The 18,189-nt window shown below is 38.2% G+C and carries 16 protein-coding genes; 7 read left to right on the top strand and 9 right to left on the bottom strand.

Annotated elements, in window-relative coordinates:
* Nucleotides 1-4: 4 nt before the first annotated feature.
* The 7 genes from DRF60_RS05655 to DRF60_RS05685 form a co-directional block, all read right to left on the bottom strand.
* Nucleotides 5-2,731 (bottom strand): TonB-dependent receptor domain-containing protein, encoded by a 2,727-nt coding sequence (locus DRF60_RS05655; protein WP_116011142.1) that lies wholly within the window; start codon nucleotides 2,729-2,731, stop codon nucleotides 5-7.
* Nucleotides 2,673-3,551 (bottom strand): prolyl oligopeptidase family serine peptidase, encoded by an 879-nt coding sequence (locus tag DRF60_RS05660; RefSeq protein ID WP_116011143.1) that lies wholly within the window; start codon nucleotides 3,549-3,551, stop codon nucleotides 2,673-2,675. Before DRF60_RS05660 ends, DRF60_RS05655 begins: the two co-directional genes overlap by 59 nt.
* Nucleotides 3,548-5,080 (bottom strand): long-chain-fatty-acid--CoA ligase, encoded by a 1,533-nt coding sequence (locus tag DRF60_RS05665; RefSeq protein WP_116011362.1) that lies wholly within the window; start codon nucleotides 5,078-5,080, stop codon nucleotides 3,548-3,550. The genes DRF60_RS05660 and DRF60_RS05665 overlap by 4 nt, the downstream gene beginning before the upstream one ends.
* A gap of 230 nt (nucleotides 5,081-5,310) precedes the next feature.
* Entirely contained in the window at nucleotides 5,311-6,186 is an 876-nt protein-coding gene (locus DRF60_RS05670) for a helix-turn-helix transcriptional regulator (protein ID WP_116011144.1), read from the bottom strand.
* Nucleotides 6,187-6,247: 61 nt separating this feature from the next.
* Complete coding sequence (locus tag DRF60_RS05675) at nucleotides 6,248-7,378, bottom strand: alpha/beta hydrolase-fold protein (RefSeq protein WP_116011145.1); 1,131 nt, start codon at nucleotides 7,376-7,378, stop codon at nucleotides 6,248-6,250.
* A gap of 184 nt (nucleotides 7,379-7,562) precedes the next feature.
* A complete protein-coding gene (locus DRF60_RS05680; RefSeq protein ID WP_116011146.1) occupies nucleotides 7,563-8,558 on the bottom strand; it encodes an alpha/beta hydrolase in 996 nt (331 codons plus the stop codon).
* Between the two features lie 530 nt (nucleotides 8,559-9,088).
* The gene (locus tag DRF60_RS05685; RefSeq protein ID WP_116011147.1) at nucleotides 9,089-9,589 is read right to left on the bottom strand and encodes a GNAT family N-acetyltransferase; all 501 of its coding nucleotides are present in this window, start codon (nucleotides 9,587-9,589) and stop codon (nucleotides 9,089-9,091) included.
* Between the two features lie 370 nt (nucleotides 9,590-9,959).
* Here DRF60_RS05685 and DRF60_RS21865 point away from each other — a divergent pair, with 370 nt between their 5' ends.
* The 5 genes from DRF60_RS21865 (at nucleotide 9,960) to DRF60_RS05710 (ending at nucleotide 13,445) form a co-directional block, all read left to right on the top strand.
* Nucleotides 9,960-10,268: a nuclear transport factor 2 family protein gene (locus DRF60_RS21865; protein WP_394337443.1), complete on the top strand. Its 309-nt coding sequence runs from the start codon at nucleotides 9,960-9,962 to the stop codon at nucleotides 10,266-10,268.
* A 199-nt stretch (nucleotides 10,269-10,467) separates the two neighbouring features.
* On the top strand, nucleotides 10,468-11,037 hold the full coding sequence (locus DRF60_RS05695; RefSeq protein WP_116011148.1) for a hypothetical protein: 570 nt from the start codon (nucleotides 10,468-10,470) through the stop codon (nucleotides 11,035-11,037).
* 158 nt (nucleotides 11,038-11,195) lie between these two features.
* Nucleotides 11,196-11,897 (top strand): ABC transporter ATP-binding protein, encoded by a 702-nt coding sequence (locus DRF60_RS05700; protein ID WP_116011149.1) that lies wholly within the window; start codon nucleotides 11,196-11,198, stop codon nucleotides 11,895-11,897.
* 6 nt (nucleotides 11,898-11,903) lie between these two features.
* Nucleotides 11,904-12,944 carry a hypothetical protein gene (locus tag DRF60_RS05705; protein WP_116011150.1) on the top strand — a complete coding sequence of 347 codons (1,041 nt, stop codon included), beginning with the start codon at nucleotides 11,904-11,906 and terminating at the stop codon, nucleotides 12,942-12,944.
* A 57-nt stretch (nucleotides 12,945-13,001) separates the two neighbouring features.
* On the top strand, nucleotides 13,002-13,445 hold the full coding sequence (locus DRF60_RS05710; RefSeq protein ID WP_116011151.1) for a hypothetical protein: 444 nt from the start codon (nucleotides 13,002-13,004) through the stop codon (nucleotides 13,443-13,445).
* 144 nt (nucleotides 13,446-13,589) lie between these two features.
* Here the strand turns inward: DRF60_RS05710 and DRF60_RS05715 are convergent, their stop codons facing one another.
* Nucleotides 13,590-14,390, bottom strand: coding sequence for a patatin-like phospholipase family protein (locus DRF60_RS05715; protein ID WP_116011152.1), 801 nt, complete (start codon nucleotides 14,388-14,390; stop codon nucleotides 13,590-13,592).
* Between the two features lie 164 nt (nucleotides 14,391-14,554).
* On the opposite strand from DRF60_RS05715, the gene DRF60_RS05720 reads away from it, so the two are divergent.
* Nucleotides 14,555-15,133, top strand: a complete 579-nt coding sequence (locus DRF60_RS05720) for a TetR/AcrR family transcriptional regulator (protein ID WP_116011153.1) — start codon at nucleotides 14,555-14,557, stop codon at nucleotides 15,131-15,133.
* Between the two features lie 77 nt (nucleotides 15,134-15,210).
* The gene (locus DRF60_RS05725; RefSeq protein WP_116011154.1) at nucleotides 15,211-16,062 is read left to right on the top strand and encodes a nuclear transport factor 2 family protein; all 852 of its coding nucleotides are present in this window, start codon (nucleotides 15,211-15,213) and stop codon (nucleotides 16,060-16,062) included.
* 158 nt (nucleotides 16,063-16,220) lie between these two features.
* Here the strand turns inward: DRF60_RS05725 and DRF60_RS05730 are convergent, their stop codons facing one another.
* Nucleotides 16,221-18,161 (bottom strand): S9 family peptidase, encoded by a 1,941-nt coding sequence (locus tag DRF60_RS05730; protein ID WP_116011155.1) that lies wholly within the window; start codon nucleotides 18,159-18,161, stop codon nucleotides 16,221-16,223.
* Nucleotides 18,162-18,189: the final 28 nt, after the last annotated feature.

Consider the following 18,189-nt stretch of genomic DNA (forward strand, 5'->3'; position numbering starts at 1 on the left):
GGGATTAAAATTTATAAGTTACCGTAAAATATCCGGATGTGGGTGGAATGGCAATTGTAAAATAAGGCGTATTATTAGCCACTGCAGAGGCATATTCAGCCTGGGTAAAGTTTTCGAAGCCGGCAAGCTGCTGCTGAAGGGTTCCCGGTCTCTGATAGCTCATTACCCCATATTTATTAAATACATTATTCACATTAATAAGCATGCTTATATTTTCATTGAGATTATACCCGAGTCCTAAATCAAACTGTGAAAATCCTGGCAATTTGTAAACGTTGGTATTACTGCCTTCCCTTTTCCCCATATAATTCCAGGTTACAAATCCGAATGCTTTACCGACTTTCAGATTGGGAGTGATATTGGCCATAATTTTCGGTGTATAGGCAATCGTAGTTCCTGAATATGACAATACGGTATCATCCGAAGGGCCGGGAGCGCTTCCCAGGTTCCATAAATAACCTTCCTTCACTTTCGGGTCCTGCAGTGTAAGCACAGCCCTGACGCTGAAATTATCGGTCGGTCTTATATTGGTTTCCAGTTCAATTCCATAGGTTTCGTTTTTATTATACAAGGAAGGAGTTGTATAAAACCCACCTTTCCCGTCATCTGCCAGAAAGCTGTAGGGAACATTGCTCAGTAAACTGTAGAAAGGGGTTACAAAAGCATCAAAATATGTTGTTTTAGCCTTAAATCCCATTTCTATCTGCTGCGTTTTTCTGGATTGCGGATCGAGTAAACCAATGGTTTCAGGTCTGTTGGCCGCAAAGAACATATCGAGATCCGGAGATTTGCTTCCTTTGGAATATCTGGCATATATGGCAAGGTTATTATTAAATTTATAGTTCACCGCAGCTGAATAGGAAAAGTTTTCCAGCTGTCTGCTATAAACAACGTTAGTAAGTTTTGTCAAAGCATTGTTATTGTAAAGGGTATAAATGCTGCTATCCGTACCTCCGTTTTTATCTGAAAACAGGTAAGTTCGGGTATTATCTCCTTTGATCCATACTTTTTCATACCGTATTCCCCAATCCAGTGTCAGGTGATCTGTAATATCCCAGGTATGCCCGAAAAATACGGCTCCCTGCTGCTGTTTAGCTTTGAATTCAAGTAAATCTCCCGTACTTCCGGCTGCCTGTGCAAAACCGTCATTGTTGGTCAGCTGATACACCCCCGGTTTTGTAAAATCTAAAGTAGTAACTCCTGTTAAACTTAATGTCATCATTCTGGGACGGTTCTCTAAGGTAGTAAGTCCTATCCCATTAATTCCGGAAAATCTCCATACATCGGAATATCCGTAATAACCGCCAAATGAGAAATTCATATGGTTCCATTTTTTATTAATGGTCAGCTGGTTCATTGATTCCTTCACTTTATTTTCATAAAAATTAAGGGCTGACATTACAAATGAATTATTCTGAATGGACTGACCCGGCAACTGATTTTTAGTGATCTGGTAAACTGGCAATCCACCAGCTCCCAGAGCAGCATTCACACTGGCAAGCTCCTGTCCTGTAAGCGCATCTTTAAAGGAATAGGTTCCCACTCCCAGCCCGCCAACCAAAAAATAAGAAGTCATATCATCCAGCGATGTAAGAAAAGAATTTCCTACGCTGTTCTGTACCACATCATTATCAGAATATTTACTTGCCAGGAATAGCTTCCAGCCATTTCCAAGGTTATGGTCCCAGTTCAGTCCTACGGAACGGTATTTATTGCTAACGAGGCGGCCTGAGTTATAATCTATATTCCCTCCATGAATAAAATCCGGGGAATTGTACTGTAATTTCGGAATGAGTAAGGATGAACTGCTGCTGAACCCTTCTGCCGGCTCAGGGTTTGTATAATTTCTCGTAGGAATCAATTGGGCATAACCGTTTTTGTCGTCAAGGTACTTTAGAAATACTTTCAGGCTTCCTTTACTGTATTTTTTTACAATATTTGCTTTTACCTGCCCTCCATTATTAAAAGGATATCCGGCATATCTGCCTCCCAAATCGTAGCGGTAAAATCCTCCGATATTATAAAACCAGTTATCTCTCAAAGGACCTCCAAAGTTGGCATCGATCCTGTGATATCCGGAATTATCTGCTCCCTGAACTCCATATTTGGCACGGATTTCACCTCCGAATTTATTACCGCCTGTTTTGGAAATATAATTGAAAATTCCGCCCGGTGCATTGGCAGCTGTAATAGAAGCAGGACCTCCTCTCACGGCATCAATCTGGGAAATGGTTGCATCTGCTCTTAGAAAAAAGTCGGGACCGTAATTATAATAGGTGGTATTGGTTACCGGCAAACCGTCTTCCTGCATAGATATATATTCGTAAGCAAAAGTACCGTCTGAAGAACCTGCACTGATTCCTCTTGAGCTTACATTATTCCTGATCTCCCCTAATGACGAGTTGACATATACTCCGGGAACATTTTTGAGCAGGTCTGCAGCACTGTTGGGAACCTGTTTTTCAATGACGTCGCTTTTCAGAACAGAGATTGCAACGGGTGCATTCATCCTTGTCCTTTTATCAAATACCCCGGTCATGATCACCTCATCAATATCTTTTGTTTTTACTGTGTCAGCTTCTTTTTTCTGGGCTGTTACGTTGAGGGCTGCCAGAAAAAGTACGGCTACCGTAATTTTTGTATTTAAAAATGTAGTCTTCATATTTTTATCATTAATTTGTGCCATACTTTTTAAGCCATTCCGCCACATGGGTGAATACCACCTGCTCATCTGCCGGTAATTTTGTGATAAGATGCCCTGCGCCGGGAACTACTACCAGTTTGTACTGAACACCTTTTGCTTTCAGGGCTTTTTCCAGAATATAAGCCTGCTGGATAGGAACTACCTCATCTTTATCACCATGAATAATCATCGTGGGAATCTGATTGACAAATTTTACAGGGCTGGTTTTAGCGTAAGCTTTCGGGATCGCATCACCGGGATTCCAGACTGTTTTGTTTCCTGACATTTTATCCAGAACCTCCAAAAGGTTAGCTGCTTTTACATACGTCAGAGTCTGAACATCTGTAAAATCCACAGGGCCACACATTTCTATAATGGTTTTGATCTGAGGATTTTTGGTGTAGGCATACATCAGCGAAACATGCGCTCCGGAGCTTCCTCCGGAAATTGAAAACCCGTTTTTTCTGGTATTCCACTCATTGGAACGGGAGGAAAGATATTTTGCAACATTATCAATATCATCTAAGAGCTCAGGAAGATGAGTATCGGTAAGATTGGCATAACGGTAATTGAGATTGGCAACAGCAATTCCCTGTGAAAGAAGATATTCGGAAATTTTACCATCATATGTCCTATCACCTTGCGTCCAGGCTCCTCCGTGGATGTTAATAAGAAAGGCAGTTTTCGGGCTTCTGTTTGCCGGTAGATAGACATCCATTACGTTTCTTTCGTGTGAGCCGTATTGTATATCGGTAAGCTTTTCTTCCTTTTGACTTACAGAAACCGTTTTGTTGTTTCCAACATTTTGTGTTGAGCAGCTTACCGTCAATAATGTAATGGACAGGGCTGTGATTTTAAAATAATTCATTTCAGTTGTTTTTTTAAATTCTTTTTAAGTATTTTTCCTGTAGCGCTTAAAGGCATCTTATCTATAAATTCTATGATTCTCGGATATTTATATTTGGCAATTCTTTCTTTTGTCCATAGCTTAATATCTTCCTCGGAAGCGTTGCTTTCTTTTTTCTTTACCACAAATGCTTTAATTTCTTCGCCTAGTTTTTCATCATCGATACCGATAACCGCAACCATGGAAATATCAGGATTCCGCATCATCAGTTCCTCTACTTCACGGGGATAAACATTCATTCCGCCCCGGATAATCATTTCTTTTTTACGGTCAACGATGAAGAAAAAACCATCCTCATCCTTTACCGCGATGTCTCCGGAAAACATCCATCCGCTCTTCAGAACTTCCTGAGTTTCTTCAGGCCTTTTGTAATAGGCTTTCATCACATTGGGACCGCGATAGATCAGCTCTCCTTTTTCACCCGCCGGGAGTTCGTTGCATGCGTCATCTACAATTTTCACCTCAACGCCCCAGATCGGAGTTCCGATAGAACCTGGTTTACGTCCCACTGCCAGCTGATTGAATGTCACCACGGGAGAACCTTCGGACATTCCATATCCTTCAATAATGGGAACGCCGAAGCGGGTTTCAAATTCGTCAATGATTTTTACAGGAAGGGAAGCTCCTCCGGAAATGCAGATTCTTAGTTTCTTAATGCTATTGGCGTTTTCTTTAGTATCTTCTTCATTCAGAAGTGCCCAATACATGGAGGGAACACCGGCAAAAATTCTGATATCAAAACGGCTAATGAGCTGATAAACCATTTTGGCATCAAATTTTGGAAGCAGGATCAGATGGAGTGATCTCCGGATTCCTGCAAGCATCATCACCGTTAAACCAAAAATGTGAAATAATGGTAAAACAACAAGCTGGGCTTCAAATTCAGCAGATGCAATGATGGTTGTGCTGGCTTCTGCATTGGTGAAAAGATTAATATGCGAAAGCTCTGCACCTTTTGGTTTCCCTGTAGTTCCCGAAGTATAAATGATAACGGCTGTGTCTTCTGATGAAGTAATATAAGATTCAAAATCAGTTTCTTCGTCTTTAATGAAATCATCAAAATTCTCAACATTTTCAGCGAGATTCCCTATACTGATAAAATCTCTGCATGAGGTGCTTTTATCAAATCCCTCCTTTCCAAACTTTCCTACAGGCATTTCCTGAGTTCCTGCAAAGCACAGAAACATTTTACTATCGGAATCGGACAGCTGGTAAGCAATTTCTTCAGGTTTAAGAAAAATGCTAAAGGGTACAACCGTTGCCCCGGTTTTTAGTATTGCGAAAAAAATAATCGGGAATTGAGGAATATTAGGGCAAAGTAAGGCGATTTTATCACCATAGCCCATTCCTTTTTTTGTAAACGCATTGGCCGCCTGGCAGATTTTTTCATGGAAGATTCTATAATTGATTGTAGTTTCTCCAAGACTTAAAACTGGTTTTTCGGGATTTCTTCTTGCACTTTCTTCCACTAAAATTGATAAGTTCAGCATAATTTTGTTCATATTGAGTTAATGTTGATATGAAAAGAGCCTTGGTTAAAGGGAATTTCATAGGAACTAATCTTAACTCCAAATTAATGATATGCTGAACAGGTGCTGATACGAAAAGGAAATTCCGTGATACGAAAAGGAAATTTTTTCAAAGTGTATAAGAATACAACCTCACATAAATATCAGGTATAACAGACATTCACGATATTCCACATAAAAGCGTTTAAGTTTTACAGACGTTCTTCGGAAGGAAGTTTTCCGAAATGACGGAGATAAAGCTGGGAAAAGTGTCCCCGGTTATTATACCCGATAAAATCGCTGATCTCACCTACCGATTTTTCGGTTTCCAGAAGCATGGACCGGGCAGTTTCCATCCTGGCCTTAATGATGTATTGGTGGATAGGAAGTTGGGTATAGTCTTTAAATCCTTTTTTCAAATCACTGCTGTTGAGTCCACAGTAACGGCTGATTTCCCTTATCGCCAAAGCCTGAAATGCATTGGTATCCACAAAATCTTTCGCCAGTTTTATTTTGTCTTCAAATGCCTTCTTGTGCTCAAAGGTTTTTTCATCAGAAAGAAGGTAATGAATCCAGTAACTCAAGAACTCCAGAATCCTGCTTTCAAGAATGATACTGCAGGAAGCATCATCAAACGGAGTATCGAAAATAGTTTTGAGCTTATCCTGGCTCATATAATTGCGCTGTGCATTTTCCAGCTTTTCTTTCAACAGTCCGTTATCTTTTGGAAAGAGACTTTTCGGGACAAAAATTCTTACCCCGTCAATATCTGTCGTATTGTGCTCAAATTCTTTTTCATTATTAATAAAATTACTGCTGATCTTCCCTTCTTTATTGATCCGGAAATCCATCATTCCATTGTCACCGACTTTATGTGGAGAATGGAAAATAGTTTCTTCATGAAAGTTCCATGTTCCGCGGAAAAAATGAAAATTCCTTTTGTTGAAAAGTATCAGCTTCCCGGTTCCTAAATCCTCAGGCATCTCCAGAACAGTAGAGTTCAGGAAATCTTTATCACAAAATCTGTAATCTTTCATCAGACCTTGTTTAAAACCATCCGGTTCCAGATAAGGAAGGAGCAATTCCATACAACGGTAATTTATTGGTGTAAGTTAATAAAATTTCAAAACATGACAAATATCATGTTTTTTATTTGAAAATCTGCTGGGTAAACTGGTAGAGAGATCTTCTCCAGGTAAGCCATTCATGGCGGGTTTCATGCGATTTGTATTGGAAATAAGGATAATTATTCCGGTTTAAGAAATCCGTCAATAATTGATCAAATTTAAAAAACATGGCGTCTTCTTTTTCCCCGATTCCGATAAAGAAATAAGGCTTTTTCTTAGACTTTACTAAATTTTCGATGGGAAGTTCTTTAAAAGGTTCTGCCTCAGTTCCTTCATAAATCACAGGACTAAATGCTCCGATCGCCGAAAATGTTTCGGGATGGGATACCCCGATAAGCATAGCCTGATAGCTGCCGCGGGAAAGTCCTGCGATAGCTTTTTTACCTGAAGTTTTATATTTTTTCTCTATATAAGGAATCAGCTCCTGCGTAACGATTTTATCAAGATTTTTGGAAGAAAGCACTGTTCTGGGATAGTTGTCCGGCATTTTTTCCTGTTCGGGATTCAAGGCAACCCCATAGTCCATCACCACTATCATTTCCCGTGCCTTTTTTTCTGCGAAAAGATTGTCTAAAATGTTAAGAATGTAACCTTGCTTTTCCCAGCCTGTAATATCTTCCCCGGTACCGTGGTACAGATATAAAACAGGTAATTTTTTAGATCCATAATTGGGCGGGAGATATACCTTAAAGTTCCGCTTATTTTGTGTTATTTGTGAACTGAGACTGTCATTAATGATTTTCCCATGCTCTACATTTTTTTCCTGGAAAAAAACCTCCCCGGAAGGAACTTCAATTCCACTCGTCGGCTGGCTGTACCCGAAATACAGCTGTGTATTGGGATCATTAGTCCGTTGCCCATCTACATTGAACCAATAATAATGAAAGCCTATTTCCATAGGTGTCGTAGAAATGTTCCAAAAGCCATCTTTATCTTTGGCAACGGAAGATTTTATACTTTTCATCCCGTCTCCTCCATCTAAAGTTACAGATTTTGCATCCGGAAAGTAAACACGGAATTCTGCTTTTTTCTCAGAGTCTATTCTTGGAAATTGCTTTCCTGGTAAAACTGTTGAAGAAGTTTTATAAACCTGGGAAAATACGATGGAAGAGAATAAAACGAAAATTAAAGATATTTTTTTTGAGTACTGCATTATTTTAGTTTTAAAATATGATTCACAGTCAGACAGCTTTTCTGAAGAAAAGGGCTCTTGTTACTTCTGTCAATCCTGTGTTATTACATCAATATTAAGGAAAATATTTTTTCTTTATCCGGATCTATAGAATATTATTCTATGACAGTTTGAAATCCAGATTTCTGTCTCATCCCTGTCCTGATTATTTAAGAAACTGCTTCATCATTCTCAGCGTGATTTCCATGCTTTCCGGGAGTGGCATTCCGTGGGCATAGCCTGCAAAAACATGTAATTCTGTGAAAATACCTGCTTTTATCAGACGGTCAGCGTAAGCTATTCCACTATCCCGTAAAGGATCTGCTCCGGCAACAAAAATTACAGCAGGTGGAAGATTATAGACATCTTTAATATTGCCAGGCAATACGTATTTTTCTTTTGAATTACCATTTTTTCCTATATAGAAGTCTTTTAAAACTGGGAAATCATCACTTTTAACACCGGGAATTCTTTTAAATTCAACAACAGACGGGTAATCCATCCCGAAATCACCGGGAGGAATTTCCAGAACCTGTAAACTGATTTCCGGACCTTTCAGATCTCTTGTATATTGTGCTAGACTTCCAGATATCCCGGCTCCCGCACTGGAACCTCCAACTGCCATCAGTTTTGGATTCCCACCAATACTCACTGCATTTTTACTGGCCCATAACAGGGAAGCATAGGCATCGTGAAGTGCCGCCGGAAAAGGATTTTCCGGGGCGAAACGGTAATCTATATTGATAACAACAGCATGCCCTTTCAAAGCATAATCTGCACACCTCTGATGATCCCATTTAGGGGTTCCATACACAAAACCTCCGCCATGAAACCAAAGAAATAGGGGAAGATTTTTCGCGTTTTTGGGTTTATAAATCGTTACCGGGATTCCAGGATCTTTTGCATTCAGTCCCGGGATTTTAGATTGGGTCACATCAATGCTGTCTTTGTTTTTCAGTTCCGGCCAGATCATTTCTGCCTGGGTCTTACGCTCTTTTTTTACTTCTTCCAGGGTAATATCCTGAATCGGAGCATTAATCATAGCTCTAAACTGGGGCAGTAATCTTTTTTCTGCTTCCTGAAAGGTAAGTGGATTATATTGTTGTGCAAATGATAAGCCCGGGATCAGGAAAGATATTAGGAATAACAGGTATTTTTTCATAATAATAGTAATGATGAATTCTATTATTTCAAAAGTAATATTATGCTTACCACCGGATGATACGAAAAGGAAATTTTGTGATACGGAAAAGAAATTTTTATAACCGGGTTTTCAAATTTGTCAGCTACGGATTTTATTTAACCTGAATTCGGGATAAGGATTAAATTAAACGCAAGGATAGACAAAGCTTTAAAAAACATTCATTTGATTTTTTAAGATAGACAGAGCCGTTTCACTTATTGGCAAGCAATACAGGGAATATATTGGTCTTACTTTACTGAATGGAATGCCCTTGTTTTCCTTATTAACATGCAACAAAACCTACTTTGTTTGCCTTTTCGATAAAAATACAATTTGTCTCAGGTATTTTCTTATCCCGAACTCAGGTTATTTAGTTTTTAAATTGTTGCCGGAAGGCAACTGCTGTCATTTCCTTATGTATTTATTATTGCAATGAAAATCCCCAGCAAAAGTATCTGGGGGTTCCATTCAATCAATTACATTCTATTTTCCAATGTATTAGCACATATCTAACTGCGTTTAACTACATAATAAGCTAATTCACCGTCTGTTCTTTGCAGATTTTCAGTCCGATTAAAACCTGCTTTTTCCAATACTTTCTGTGAACCCATGTTATTCAGATCAGTTACAGCTACAACTTCCTTTGTCTCAGTTTTTAAAAAGCAATATTTTACGAGGGTACGGCTCACTTCTGTTGCTATACCTTTTCCCCAATATTTTTTTCTCAAAGTATATCCTATTTCAATCTGGCCGGGTACATCTGAAAAGTTCCTGGCAAGACACATTCCAATAAAATCATTATTTTCAGAATTGAATATTCCAAAACGGCCAAACGGTCCTTTAAGATAATCTTCCAAAGCTATTTCAAACATTTCTGTATACTGCTCAGGGGAACGGTATGAAAGGTATTCCGTAACCTCTTCATCTTCAAAAAGATCACAAAACAGGTTCCGTTCTTCCGGTAAAAATTCACGGATCATAAAGTTCTGATCCTGATGTAAAATACACATATTAAACTTCTAATGATGAGAAAGTAAAGGTACAAATTAATGCTTCGCCACAATAATGCAACATTCAATACTCCTGCAGCTCCATATTAGTTTCAAATATCCTGTCTTTGAAAATAAAACCTTTGAGGCCGATTGATTATCTTTGAGTAAACTGAGGAGCAAATATTGCAGGCTTCTTTGAAAATTGTTTAATAAATCGAATTTTAAATATGAAAAACATTTTATTTTCAATTGTATTATGCTGCTCTATGGTTACAGCTGCTTTTTCCCAATCGACAGCTTATATTCCTGTTTCAAAAAAACTCTATGATACCATCATAAAAAAGACAGTATTCTCTTTGATGCTGCCAATTCCGGCAATATTGATAAGCTGAAGACTTTCTTTACCGAAGATCTTGAGTTCTTTCATGACGTTGGCGGCCTGGCAGACTATAAGGAAACGGTTGACAATTTCAGCAGAGTAGCTAAAAATTACTTCTATACCCGGAGAGTTTTGGTTCCGGAGTCTGTGGAAGTATATCCCATTAAGGATTATGGAGCTGTACAAACCGGAATTCATCAATTTTGCCGCCTTGAAAATGGCTCCCTGACTAACTGTGGTACATTTAAGTTTGTTCACGTGTGGAAAAAGACTCCCAATGGATGGAAAATTTCAAAAGTGGTCAGCTATGGACACTAAATGCAAATAATTTTATAAACGCCCCTAACAAATGATTTGGAAACTTTCCCACATGTAATGGCATGCATAATATCAACAGCTTTACCATCACGGATATTAAAAAAAAGTATTACTTTTGCTTGAAATAATAAAATTGTTTAAAAGCTTTTTATTAGTAATTTTAAGACACAAATTTATAAAACATTAAAATCCCTTCCACATGAGAAAAATAATTCTACTCATTACATGCATGTTCGGTATTTCAGTTTTCTCACAAATTAAAGTGCTGAAAAATGAAAGCTTGGTGGAAATTGGCAAAGATAATTCCGTAGGTTTATATAAAAAAGAGGATAAATTTACCATCAACTATCAGGATCTTAATACAAGTAACCTGAATACCATAAGGTCATTTTCTTTCCAGAACCTGAACAGCGATGTATCCGGCCTGTATAAACTGCTTATGGACGGCTTTATATCCTCCCCGGACGAAAACATCATCCTGGAACTTCCTAATGATATTGTTGAACTTCACTACGAGAAAAATTATGGTCAGCCGACCGTACAGTTTATCCAATACATCAATAAAAACCGTAAGTACGTTGGAAAATCACAGTTTTTAACAAGAAAACAGGTAGATAAAATATTTGGAAGAACGAACGGTAAATCCGCCATGTATGAGAAGCCTGCTACCATGCAACAGATCAATGGTACAAGGTCTTCCTCAAGTCAGGCATCCACCGCAACACCAGCTTCAAACAGCGGCAGTAAGAACAAGAAATCAAAAAAATAATCATATTATTTTCCAATATTACTAAACTCATTCATCCGGATGAGTTTTTATTTTTAAGATAAATCCGAAGATAAACACTATTATTTCTAATATTACACAACCGTAGATTACGAAATGAGTTTTTTATTTTTTACTTTTGCAGAAAGACATTACTTATTATGCCGCTTCAAATAATCAATTTAACCAAAAAATTTGGGGAACAGACCGCACTAGACAATATCAATATTTCTATTGATAAAAATGAGATCATTGGCCTTCTGGGTCCGAACGGAGCTGGAAAATCCACCCTCATGAAATCTATTGTCGGAGCATTGAAAATTGATCAGGGCGAAATTATCTTTAACGGAATGAATATTTCCGAAAACGAGATCGAAAGCAAGAAAAAAATAGGCTTTCTTCCCGAAAACAATCCGTTATACCTGGAAATGTATGTCAGAGAATACCTTCAGTTCGTTGCCAATATCCATCAAATATCTTCAGCCAGAATAGACGAAGTCATTGAGCTTGTGGGCATCACTCCGGAAAAATCAAAAAAGATCGGACAGCTGTCTAAAGGATACAAACAGAGGGTTGGGCTTGCGCAGTCCATCATTCATCAGCCGGACCTGTTGATTCTGGATGAACCTACTAACGGCCTAGATCCTAACCAGATTATCGAGATAAGGAATGTAGTGAAAGAAATCGGGCAACAGAAAACAGTACTTCTGTCTACTCATATTATGCAGGAAGTGGAGGCGCTTTGCTCACGTGTCATTTTGATTCACAAGGGAAACATTCTTCAGGACTGCCCTATCGATGAATTTAAAGGCAGATTCGACAGTCTGGAAGAAGCTTTTGCGAGCTATACGGCTGTTTCTTAATTACTCATGGAAATACACATCACTCACGGACAGAACATTATCAAAGTTCTGTACGATGGTTTTGCTAGCTGCTTAATCATCAGGCGTCCTGTGGCCGTGAACTGGCCGGATTCCAGAGGAAGTGTGGGTGAATATTATGCTGTATCAGAACTCTCCGGAGAAGAGAAAATAACCTTGGCTGAGAGTCTTAACCATGCTCTTACGGATGGAACAGAAGCTGAGATCATGACTGGAATTGAGGATCTCCTTACCCTTTTTGAAAATGGCAGCTACCAGGTTAACCTGGGTAAAATTCCTTTCGACAATTCCAACTTTTATATGGCCAGACCTTTACCTGATGGCAAAAACTTTTCTGACCGGAAGAGATTTTCCGGCTGGTTCTACCCTTTCCAGGATTTTAATTATCTGTATACGCTGGAAAGTAAAAGTATAGATCCCAAAAGAATTGAATACTATGTAGATCTAATCCGAAAAGGAGGCCGTCCGAAGCCAGTTGTATTTTACAGTCTATACCATTTGGATCCAATGATGAGCTGTGCCTTTGTTTTGGACGGACACCATAAAATTGAAGCGTATACCCATCTGAAAATGGATATTCCAGCAGTTTTTATTGTAAAGGATAGTAACGATTACAGTCCAGCATCAGAAATCATGCATGGAGCTCATTGCTTGCTTCAGGAGATTGAGTTTGAGCATCTTTTTCAGAACAATGACGAGAATCTGCCCAACATTAATTTTATCAATGATGAAATACTGACCAACGCCCTGGATAAAATGCTGAAAGAATCGGAAAGAATTGATACTTCCATCATTGAAGTATTGATCAGGCATCACGAGTCCGGTTCTACAGATGATAGAAAGTGGCTGGACAGGCGGCTTGATTTTTTAAGGAAAAACGTTCACCTTAGCTTTTTTAGTTTTAAAAAGGGTTTAAATGTATATTCACCTCAATATTCGGAAAGACATAAGACTAATATATGGTTCCTGACAACGCTTAAAAACACCCTGGAGCTGAATGCTTGGATCAAAGAAATCATCTTAAGATAAACACCAAATGGCTTCATATTTGATTGGTTAATAATCTAACCAATAACCTATAGTGCAATGATTAAAAGAATCTTATTAGGAGCCTTTTGTATGGCTCAGTTTTCTTTTGCTTATGCAATCGAAAAGCCGGTAGCATCCAGTTTTATTCCTTTTTCCAGCGAGATACTTCCTTCTCAGCAAATCCCGAAAACAGTGATCATCAAAACGAAAAAATTCAAAATCAGGATCGACAGACAGCCTAATGGAAAATATCTTTATCAATCATGGTCAGCCAATGCCAGGCTCACGTCAAAGCCAAGTATGATCATCAGTGACGGTGAACTGATCCCAGATGGTTCTGGTGGAAATTACTATTTCAATTTTGTAAATGAAGGTCACACCTATCAGATTTGGAGAAATTACCTTACTGATTCAGCTTCCAAAGCACCTTACACATTAACCGTGAGTAATGAGAATGATCAGGAAATTGTACGCCAGGATGGGTTTGTGGTGAAGCAATAAATAGTATTATATAGCTTAATTATAGACAAGCAACAAAAGCATTACTGACCTGCAGATTACACCATTTCAAAAACAGTAAAACTGTGGAATTTGTAATCTGTGGGGGTTTTATTATAATTTCAATTTACTATATAGATAAGCTTATTACGAACCAAGCTGTCTCATTTGTGTATGAAAACTGCTCGTTTCATAGCTTTCTTCTGCAGCTTTATAGCCTACATTAAAAATTTCTTCCAGACGGTCTTTTTTGCGTTCAAAAGTTCCGTAGGAGGAAAGTTTCTGGGAAGAAATAAACCAGTCACAGTAATCGAATTTTCCTTTTTCAACTCTATAGGAAAGAAGGTCGTAAGAACGGGAAACAATGGCTTTGATGGATTTCAGGTCTTTAATATCAATATCATGCGGTGGTGACACGAAAACACCGATTAGCTTATCACATTCTTCTCTGATGATATCTGCAGGAAAATTGTTCAGTACTCCTCCATCGCAGTACATTTCGTCGCCGATGATGTATGGCGTTGTAATTCCCGGAATGGAACAAGATGCAATAATAGCATCCACTACTTCAAAATTTTCATCAAAGATCTTCTGGGTTCCGGAAACCAGTTCTGTGGCTACAATTTTCACTTCCTTCTTCAGATCTCCCAATTTCATATCATGGAAAATAGGCTTAAGATAATTACTGAAAATCACGGAAGAAACCAAGCCCGGCTGGTTGAAAGTAAAATGCTTCCAATTGAAAAAATATACAGAATTGAAGAATTCCAGGATTTCATCCGGTGTTTTTCCTACTGCATGTAAACATCCCACAATAGATCCAGCGCTGCAGCATGACAGCACATCAATGTTTATATTTTTTTCGTTCAAGAATTTTAAAACTCCTGCATGGGCAATCCCTTTGGTACCGCCTCCTGACAAAACCAGCCCTGTTCTCTCAAAATTCATAGAATAAATGTAAGAAAACAGCCTGAAATAATCAGATTAATTTTAAGAAACATGCGTATTTTAGAATTATTTTAACAAAACACCCGGTAGCTGTTCTTCTTATCTGATTCAAAAAAGCAGAGAGTTTAATTTGGAACGATCAGTTTAAATTGTATATTTGTCTCATGCCAAGAAATAAGGAATTTGATTATACAGAAAAACTGGAAGTAGTGCGCAACCTCTTTTGGGAAAAGGGATACCACACGACATCCATGCATGATATTGTAGCTGTCATGAAGCTGAACAGGAGCAGTATCTACGATACCTATGGCAATAAACATGATTTATTTTTAAAATGTCTGTCGAATTATGCGTCCTTCAAAGAAAATCAATACTCAAAAGCGTCACAGGTAAAAGATAGAGGAATTGAATCTCTGGAATATATCATCCGGGATGTTGTAGATCAGACACTGGCAGATAACAGAGCATGTCTTATTGTAAAAACTATTTTTGAAGTGGCTCCTTCAGACCAGAAGGTTAAGCAGTTCATCCTGAAGAATGCTGCGGTGCTGCAGGCGATTTTAGAGCGGTCCATATTACAGGCCCGTGCGGAAGGAGATATCAGAAGTGAAAGTTCTTCATCTGTTATTGCCCGTTATATTCTTGCTTCTTTCAGTAGTTTTTGGAGTCATTATATCTTAACGCAAAATAAAAAAGAAGTAACGGAAATGGTTGATTTTTTAATGGAACAAATAAGGAAATAATTTTTTTTATCCAATAACGGAACGATCGGTTTAAAATACAATAATAAAAATATCAATCAATTAACAAGTAAAATAAAATGGAAAAAAAGACTTTAAATGAGATCAGAAAAAACAAAATTGAAACCTATTTTAAAAAGATAGATTCAGGAATATTTGATGATGAATACTTTGATCTTTATGCTGAAGATGTAGAAATGTATTATCCTAAATTTGGGTTTGAAAAAGGAAAACAGGGAATTAAAAATTTCGGAAAGGTCATAGGAAAGCATTTGGAGAAGCTTACTCATGATATTCAAAATTTCAGGTATACTTTTTCAGATACTGTCATTGTGGTTGAAGGTAACGAAAAAGGAGTCACAAGGTCTGGTAAAGAATGGCCGGACAATCATACGTATTTTGGTAAATTTTGCAATGTTTTTGAATTTGACGGTGAACTGATTAAAAGAGTTCATATCTATGTAGATCCGGATTTTACATCGGAAGATACTGAAAGGCTTGCTATTTTCAAGAACAACGCCGCTAAAGAGAATTCAGTACCCTCCACCAGAGATGTGGTTGAAGAATTTTATGATCTGCTGTTCGGAAGGAAAGAAGGAAATATAGTGGACCTTTTTGCAGATTATGTAGACTGGGATCTGCCCGGCAACAAGGATAAATTCCCATGGACAGGAAAAAGAGAAACCAAAAAGGAAATAGAGCAGTTTTTTTATGAATTATACAATAACATACAATCTGAAAGCTTTGCTATTGATTTTATTTCTGTAGAAGGGGAAAACGCAGCCGTAGCAGGACAGTTATCCTCCAGAATACTGAAATATGACAAACTGTTCAGTACCGAATTTGTTGTTATTTTTAAAGTGATCAACGGAAAAATTGTCAAATATCATTTCTTAGAAGACAGCCATAAACTTAATGAAGAAATGAAATAAAACGCATTCTCTTCGCTGTACAACACTCTTATGGTCGTTACAGAATATTTTAAACCACAAAAGTCACAGAATTTTCAAATACTTTAAGCATATAAATTTTCTGACTTTTGTGGTTTTATTTTGATACATCCAGAATATGGACAGTTTTTATGCTGCTGTTATTTCAGCAGGTATTCCTGCATGAATCTGATCACGGCAAGACGCTGAAAATCTACATTCTCTTTCTTTCTAAATCCATGGCCTTCATTTTTAGCTTCCAGATACCATACTGTTTTTCCCTGGGCTTTCAGCTTATCCCTCATCTGGACAGCTTCGGTGACGGGCACTCTGGGATCATTGGTTCCCTGAATGATAAACATTGGCTTTTTGATCCTGTCAATATTATTCAGAGGAGCTATTTTCGTGAAGAATTCGGCCATTTTGGGAATCCTTTCGTCACCATACTCCACCCTTCTCAGATCTCTTCTGTATTCTTCCGTGTTTTTAAGGAAAGTATTAAAATCCGATATCCCCACAATATCTACGGAACACCTGATCTTATCAGCATACTCATAAGCCGTGGCCAACGTCATAAAACCGCCGTAGCTTCCACCCATAATCATAATTCTGTCCTTATCCAACTCAGGCTGCTTGGCAATCCAATCCAGTAAAGCTCCGATATCTTTCACGGAATTCATTCTTAGATACCAGTTATCTGCAGAAATAAATGTTTTCCCAAACCCGGATGAACCTCTTACATTAGGATAAATCATGGCAACTCCCATTTCATTGGTAAAATAATTGGAAGATCCTATAGAGGAAGCCATAGACTGCCCTTCCGGTCCTCCATGAATATTAATAATCACCGGTCTTTTTCCGGTAAATTTAGAGGCCGCAGGATAATAGAATCCGGATATCTTCATTTGGTCAAAGCTTTTCCATTCGATTAGCTTAGGAACAGACATATCAGAAGGCTGCATTTCGCCTTGTTCACTTTCCGTCCATCTTTCTATGTTTTGGCTGGCCATATCCATTCTATAGACATCCGAACCGGAATCTGCTGCAGATCTCGAAAAATAAAGGGATCTTCCGTCGTTGGAAAACTTCACACCACCAATTAAACCGGCCGGAATCTGAGTTACAGATGCATATTTTTTTGTTGCCGTATCAAGGATATACAGCCTGTTAACTCCGCTTTCGTTTGTTACAAAGGCAAGTTTAGTGTTATCCTTTGACAGATCGTAATTTTCTATATTCCAGGGAATGGAAGAAGTAAGATATTCGCTTTTTTTCGTTTTTAAATTCAAAACCGCAAGTCTGCTGAATTCATTGTCCCTGTCTGTAATATAGAAAATTTCGTCGGGGTTTTTACTGAAAGAAGCATTCCCCTGCACCACTCCTTTTTCCTTTCTGTCGGTAATGGGTTCAAGCTTTTTGGTTTCCAGATCATATATATACAGATAAGAATCATTAGCAGAAACATATTCCGCAATAAGAAGCTTTCTTCCGTCTTCGGAAAGATCAGAGATTCCCCAGCCTCCGCCTTTTACTTCCAGCACCAGCTGTGTATCTTCAGGTTTTAAAGGATTCATATAATAAATATCTCTGTCGCCACCGTTTCTTTTGGTAGATGAAAAATAAAATCCTGAACCGTCTTTTTTCCAGGTTACTCCACCATTCTGGGATCTTCCGCCGTCTGTAAGAAGTTTGGATTCCATGGTTTTCAGATCAAGCTTAAAAAGCTGCCCGAATTCATTTCCTCCCGTATCTTTCGTGTAAATAAGGTAATCTCCTTTTACAGGCTCGTAGGATGCAGTTCCGACAGGTTCGTCAAAGAATGTGATTTGCTTTCTCGCTCCCATTGGAACAGAAATTTTATGAAGCTGGTTAGTAGATGCAAAACGAGTCACAGCAATAATTTCTCTTCCATTGGGATGAACGCTTGCAATACCTGCATTTCTACTCTCAGAATACTTTTTAATAGCCTGGTTCAGATTTTTTGGAATGGGCAGGATATTTTCCGCAATAAGATTCTCATTGGGGCTTACAAAGTCATTTTTCGTCTGCGCAGACAGGAGCCCTGCAAACAGAAAAGGAAGAATAATATATCTGTTTTTCATGCTTAAATTTTCGCATGAATTTACAAAA

The organism is Chryseobacterium elymi, assembly GCF_003385495.1.
Classification (GTDB): Bacteria; Bacteroidota; Bacteroidia; order Flavobacteriales; family Weeksellaceae; genus Chryseobacterium; species Chryseobacterium elymi.

Excerpts from the sequence above, each read along its gene's own strand:
- DRF60_RS05695 (WP_116011148.1), top strand. The coding sequence starts at position 10,468 with ATGAGAAAAATAATTCTACTCATTACATGCATGTTCGGTATTTCAGTT.
- DRF60_RS05680 (WP_116011146.1), bottom strand. The coding sequence starts at position 8,558 with ATGAAAAAATACCTGTTATTCCTAATATCTTTCCTGATCCCGGGCTTA.
- DRF60_RS05675 (WP_116011145.1), bottom strand. The coding sequence starts at position 7,378 with ATGCAGTACTCAAAAAAAATATCTTTAATTTTCGTTTTATTCTCTTCC.
- DRF60_RS05665 (WP_116011362.1), bottom strand. The coding sequence starts at position 5,080 with ATGCTGAACTTATCAATTTTAGTGGAAGAAAGTGCAAGAAGAAATCCC.
- DRF60_RS05730 (WP_116011155.1), bottom strand. The coding sequence starts at position 18,161 with ATGAAAAACAGATATATTATTCTTCCTTTTCTGTTTGCAGGGCTCCTG.
- DRF60_RS05685 (WP_116011147.1), bottom strand. The coding sequence starts at position 9,589 with ATGTGTATTTTACATCAGGATCAGAACTTTATGATCCGTGAATTTTTA.
- DRF60_RS05710 (WP_116011151.1), top strand. The coding sequence starts at position 13,002 with ATGATTAAAAGAATCTTATTAGGAGCCTTTTGTATGGCTCAGTTTTCT.
- DRF60_RS05700 (WP_116011149.1), top strand. The coding sequence starts at position 11,196 with ATGCCGCTTCAAATAATCAATTTAACCAAAAAATTTGGGGAACAGACC.
- DRF60_RS05705 (WP_116011150.1), top strand. The coding sequence starts at position 11,904 with ATGGAAATACACATCACTCACGGACAGAACATTATCAAAGTTCTGTAC.
- DRF60_RS05670 (WP_116011144.1), bottom strand. The coding sequence starts at position 6,186 with ATGGAATTGCTCCTTCCTTATCTGGAACCGGATGGTTTTAAACAAGGT.
- DRF60_RS05720 (WP_116011153.1), top strand. The coding sequence starts at position 14,555 with ATGCCAAGAAATAAGGAATTTGATTATACAGAAAAACTGGAAGTAGTG.
- DRF60_RS05715 (WP_116011152.1), bottom strand. The coding sequence starts at position 14,390 with ATGAATTTTGAGAGAACAGGGCTGGTTTTGTCAGGAGGCGGTACCAAA.
- DRF60_RS05725 (WP_116011154.1), top strand. The coding sequence starts at position 15,211 with ATGGAAAAAAAGACTTTAAATGAGATCAGAAAAAACAAAATTGAAACC.
- DRF60_RS05660 (WP_116011143.1), bottom strand. The coding sequence starts at position 3,551 with ATGAATTATTTTAAAATCACAGCCCTGTCCATTACATTATTGACGGTA.
- DRF60_RS05655 (WP_116011142.1), bottom strand. The coding sequence starts at position 2,731 with ATGAGCAGGTGGTATTCACCCATGTGGCGGAATGGCTTAAAAAGTATG.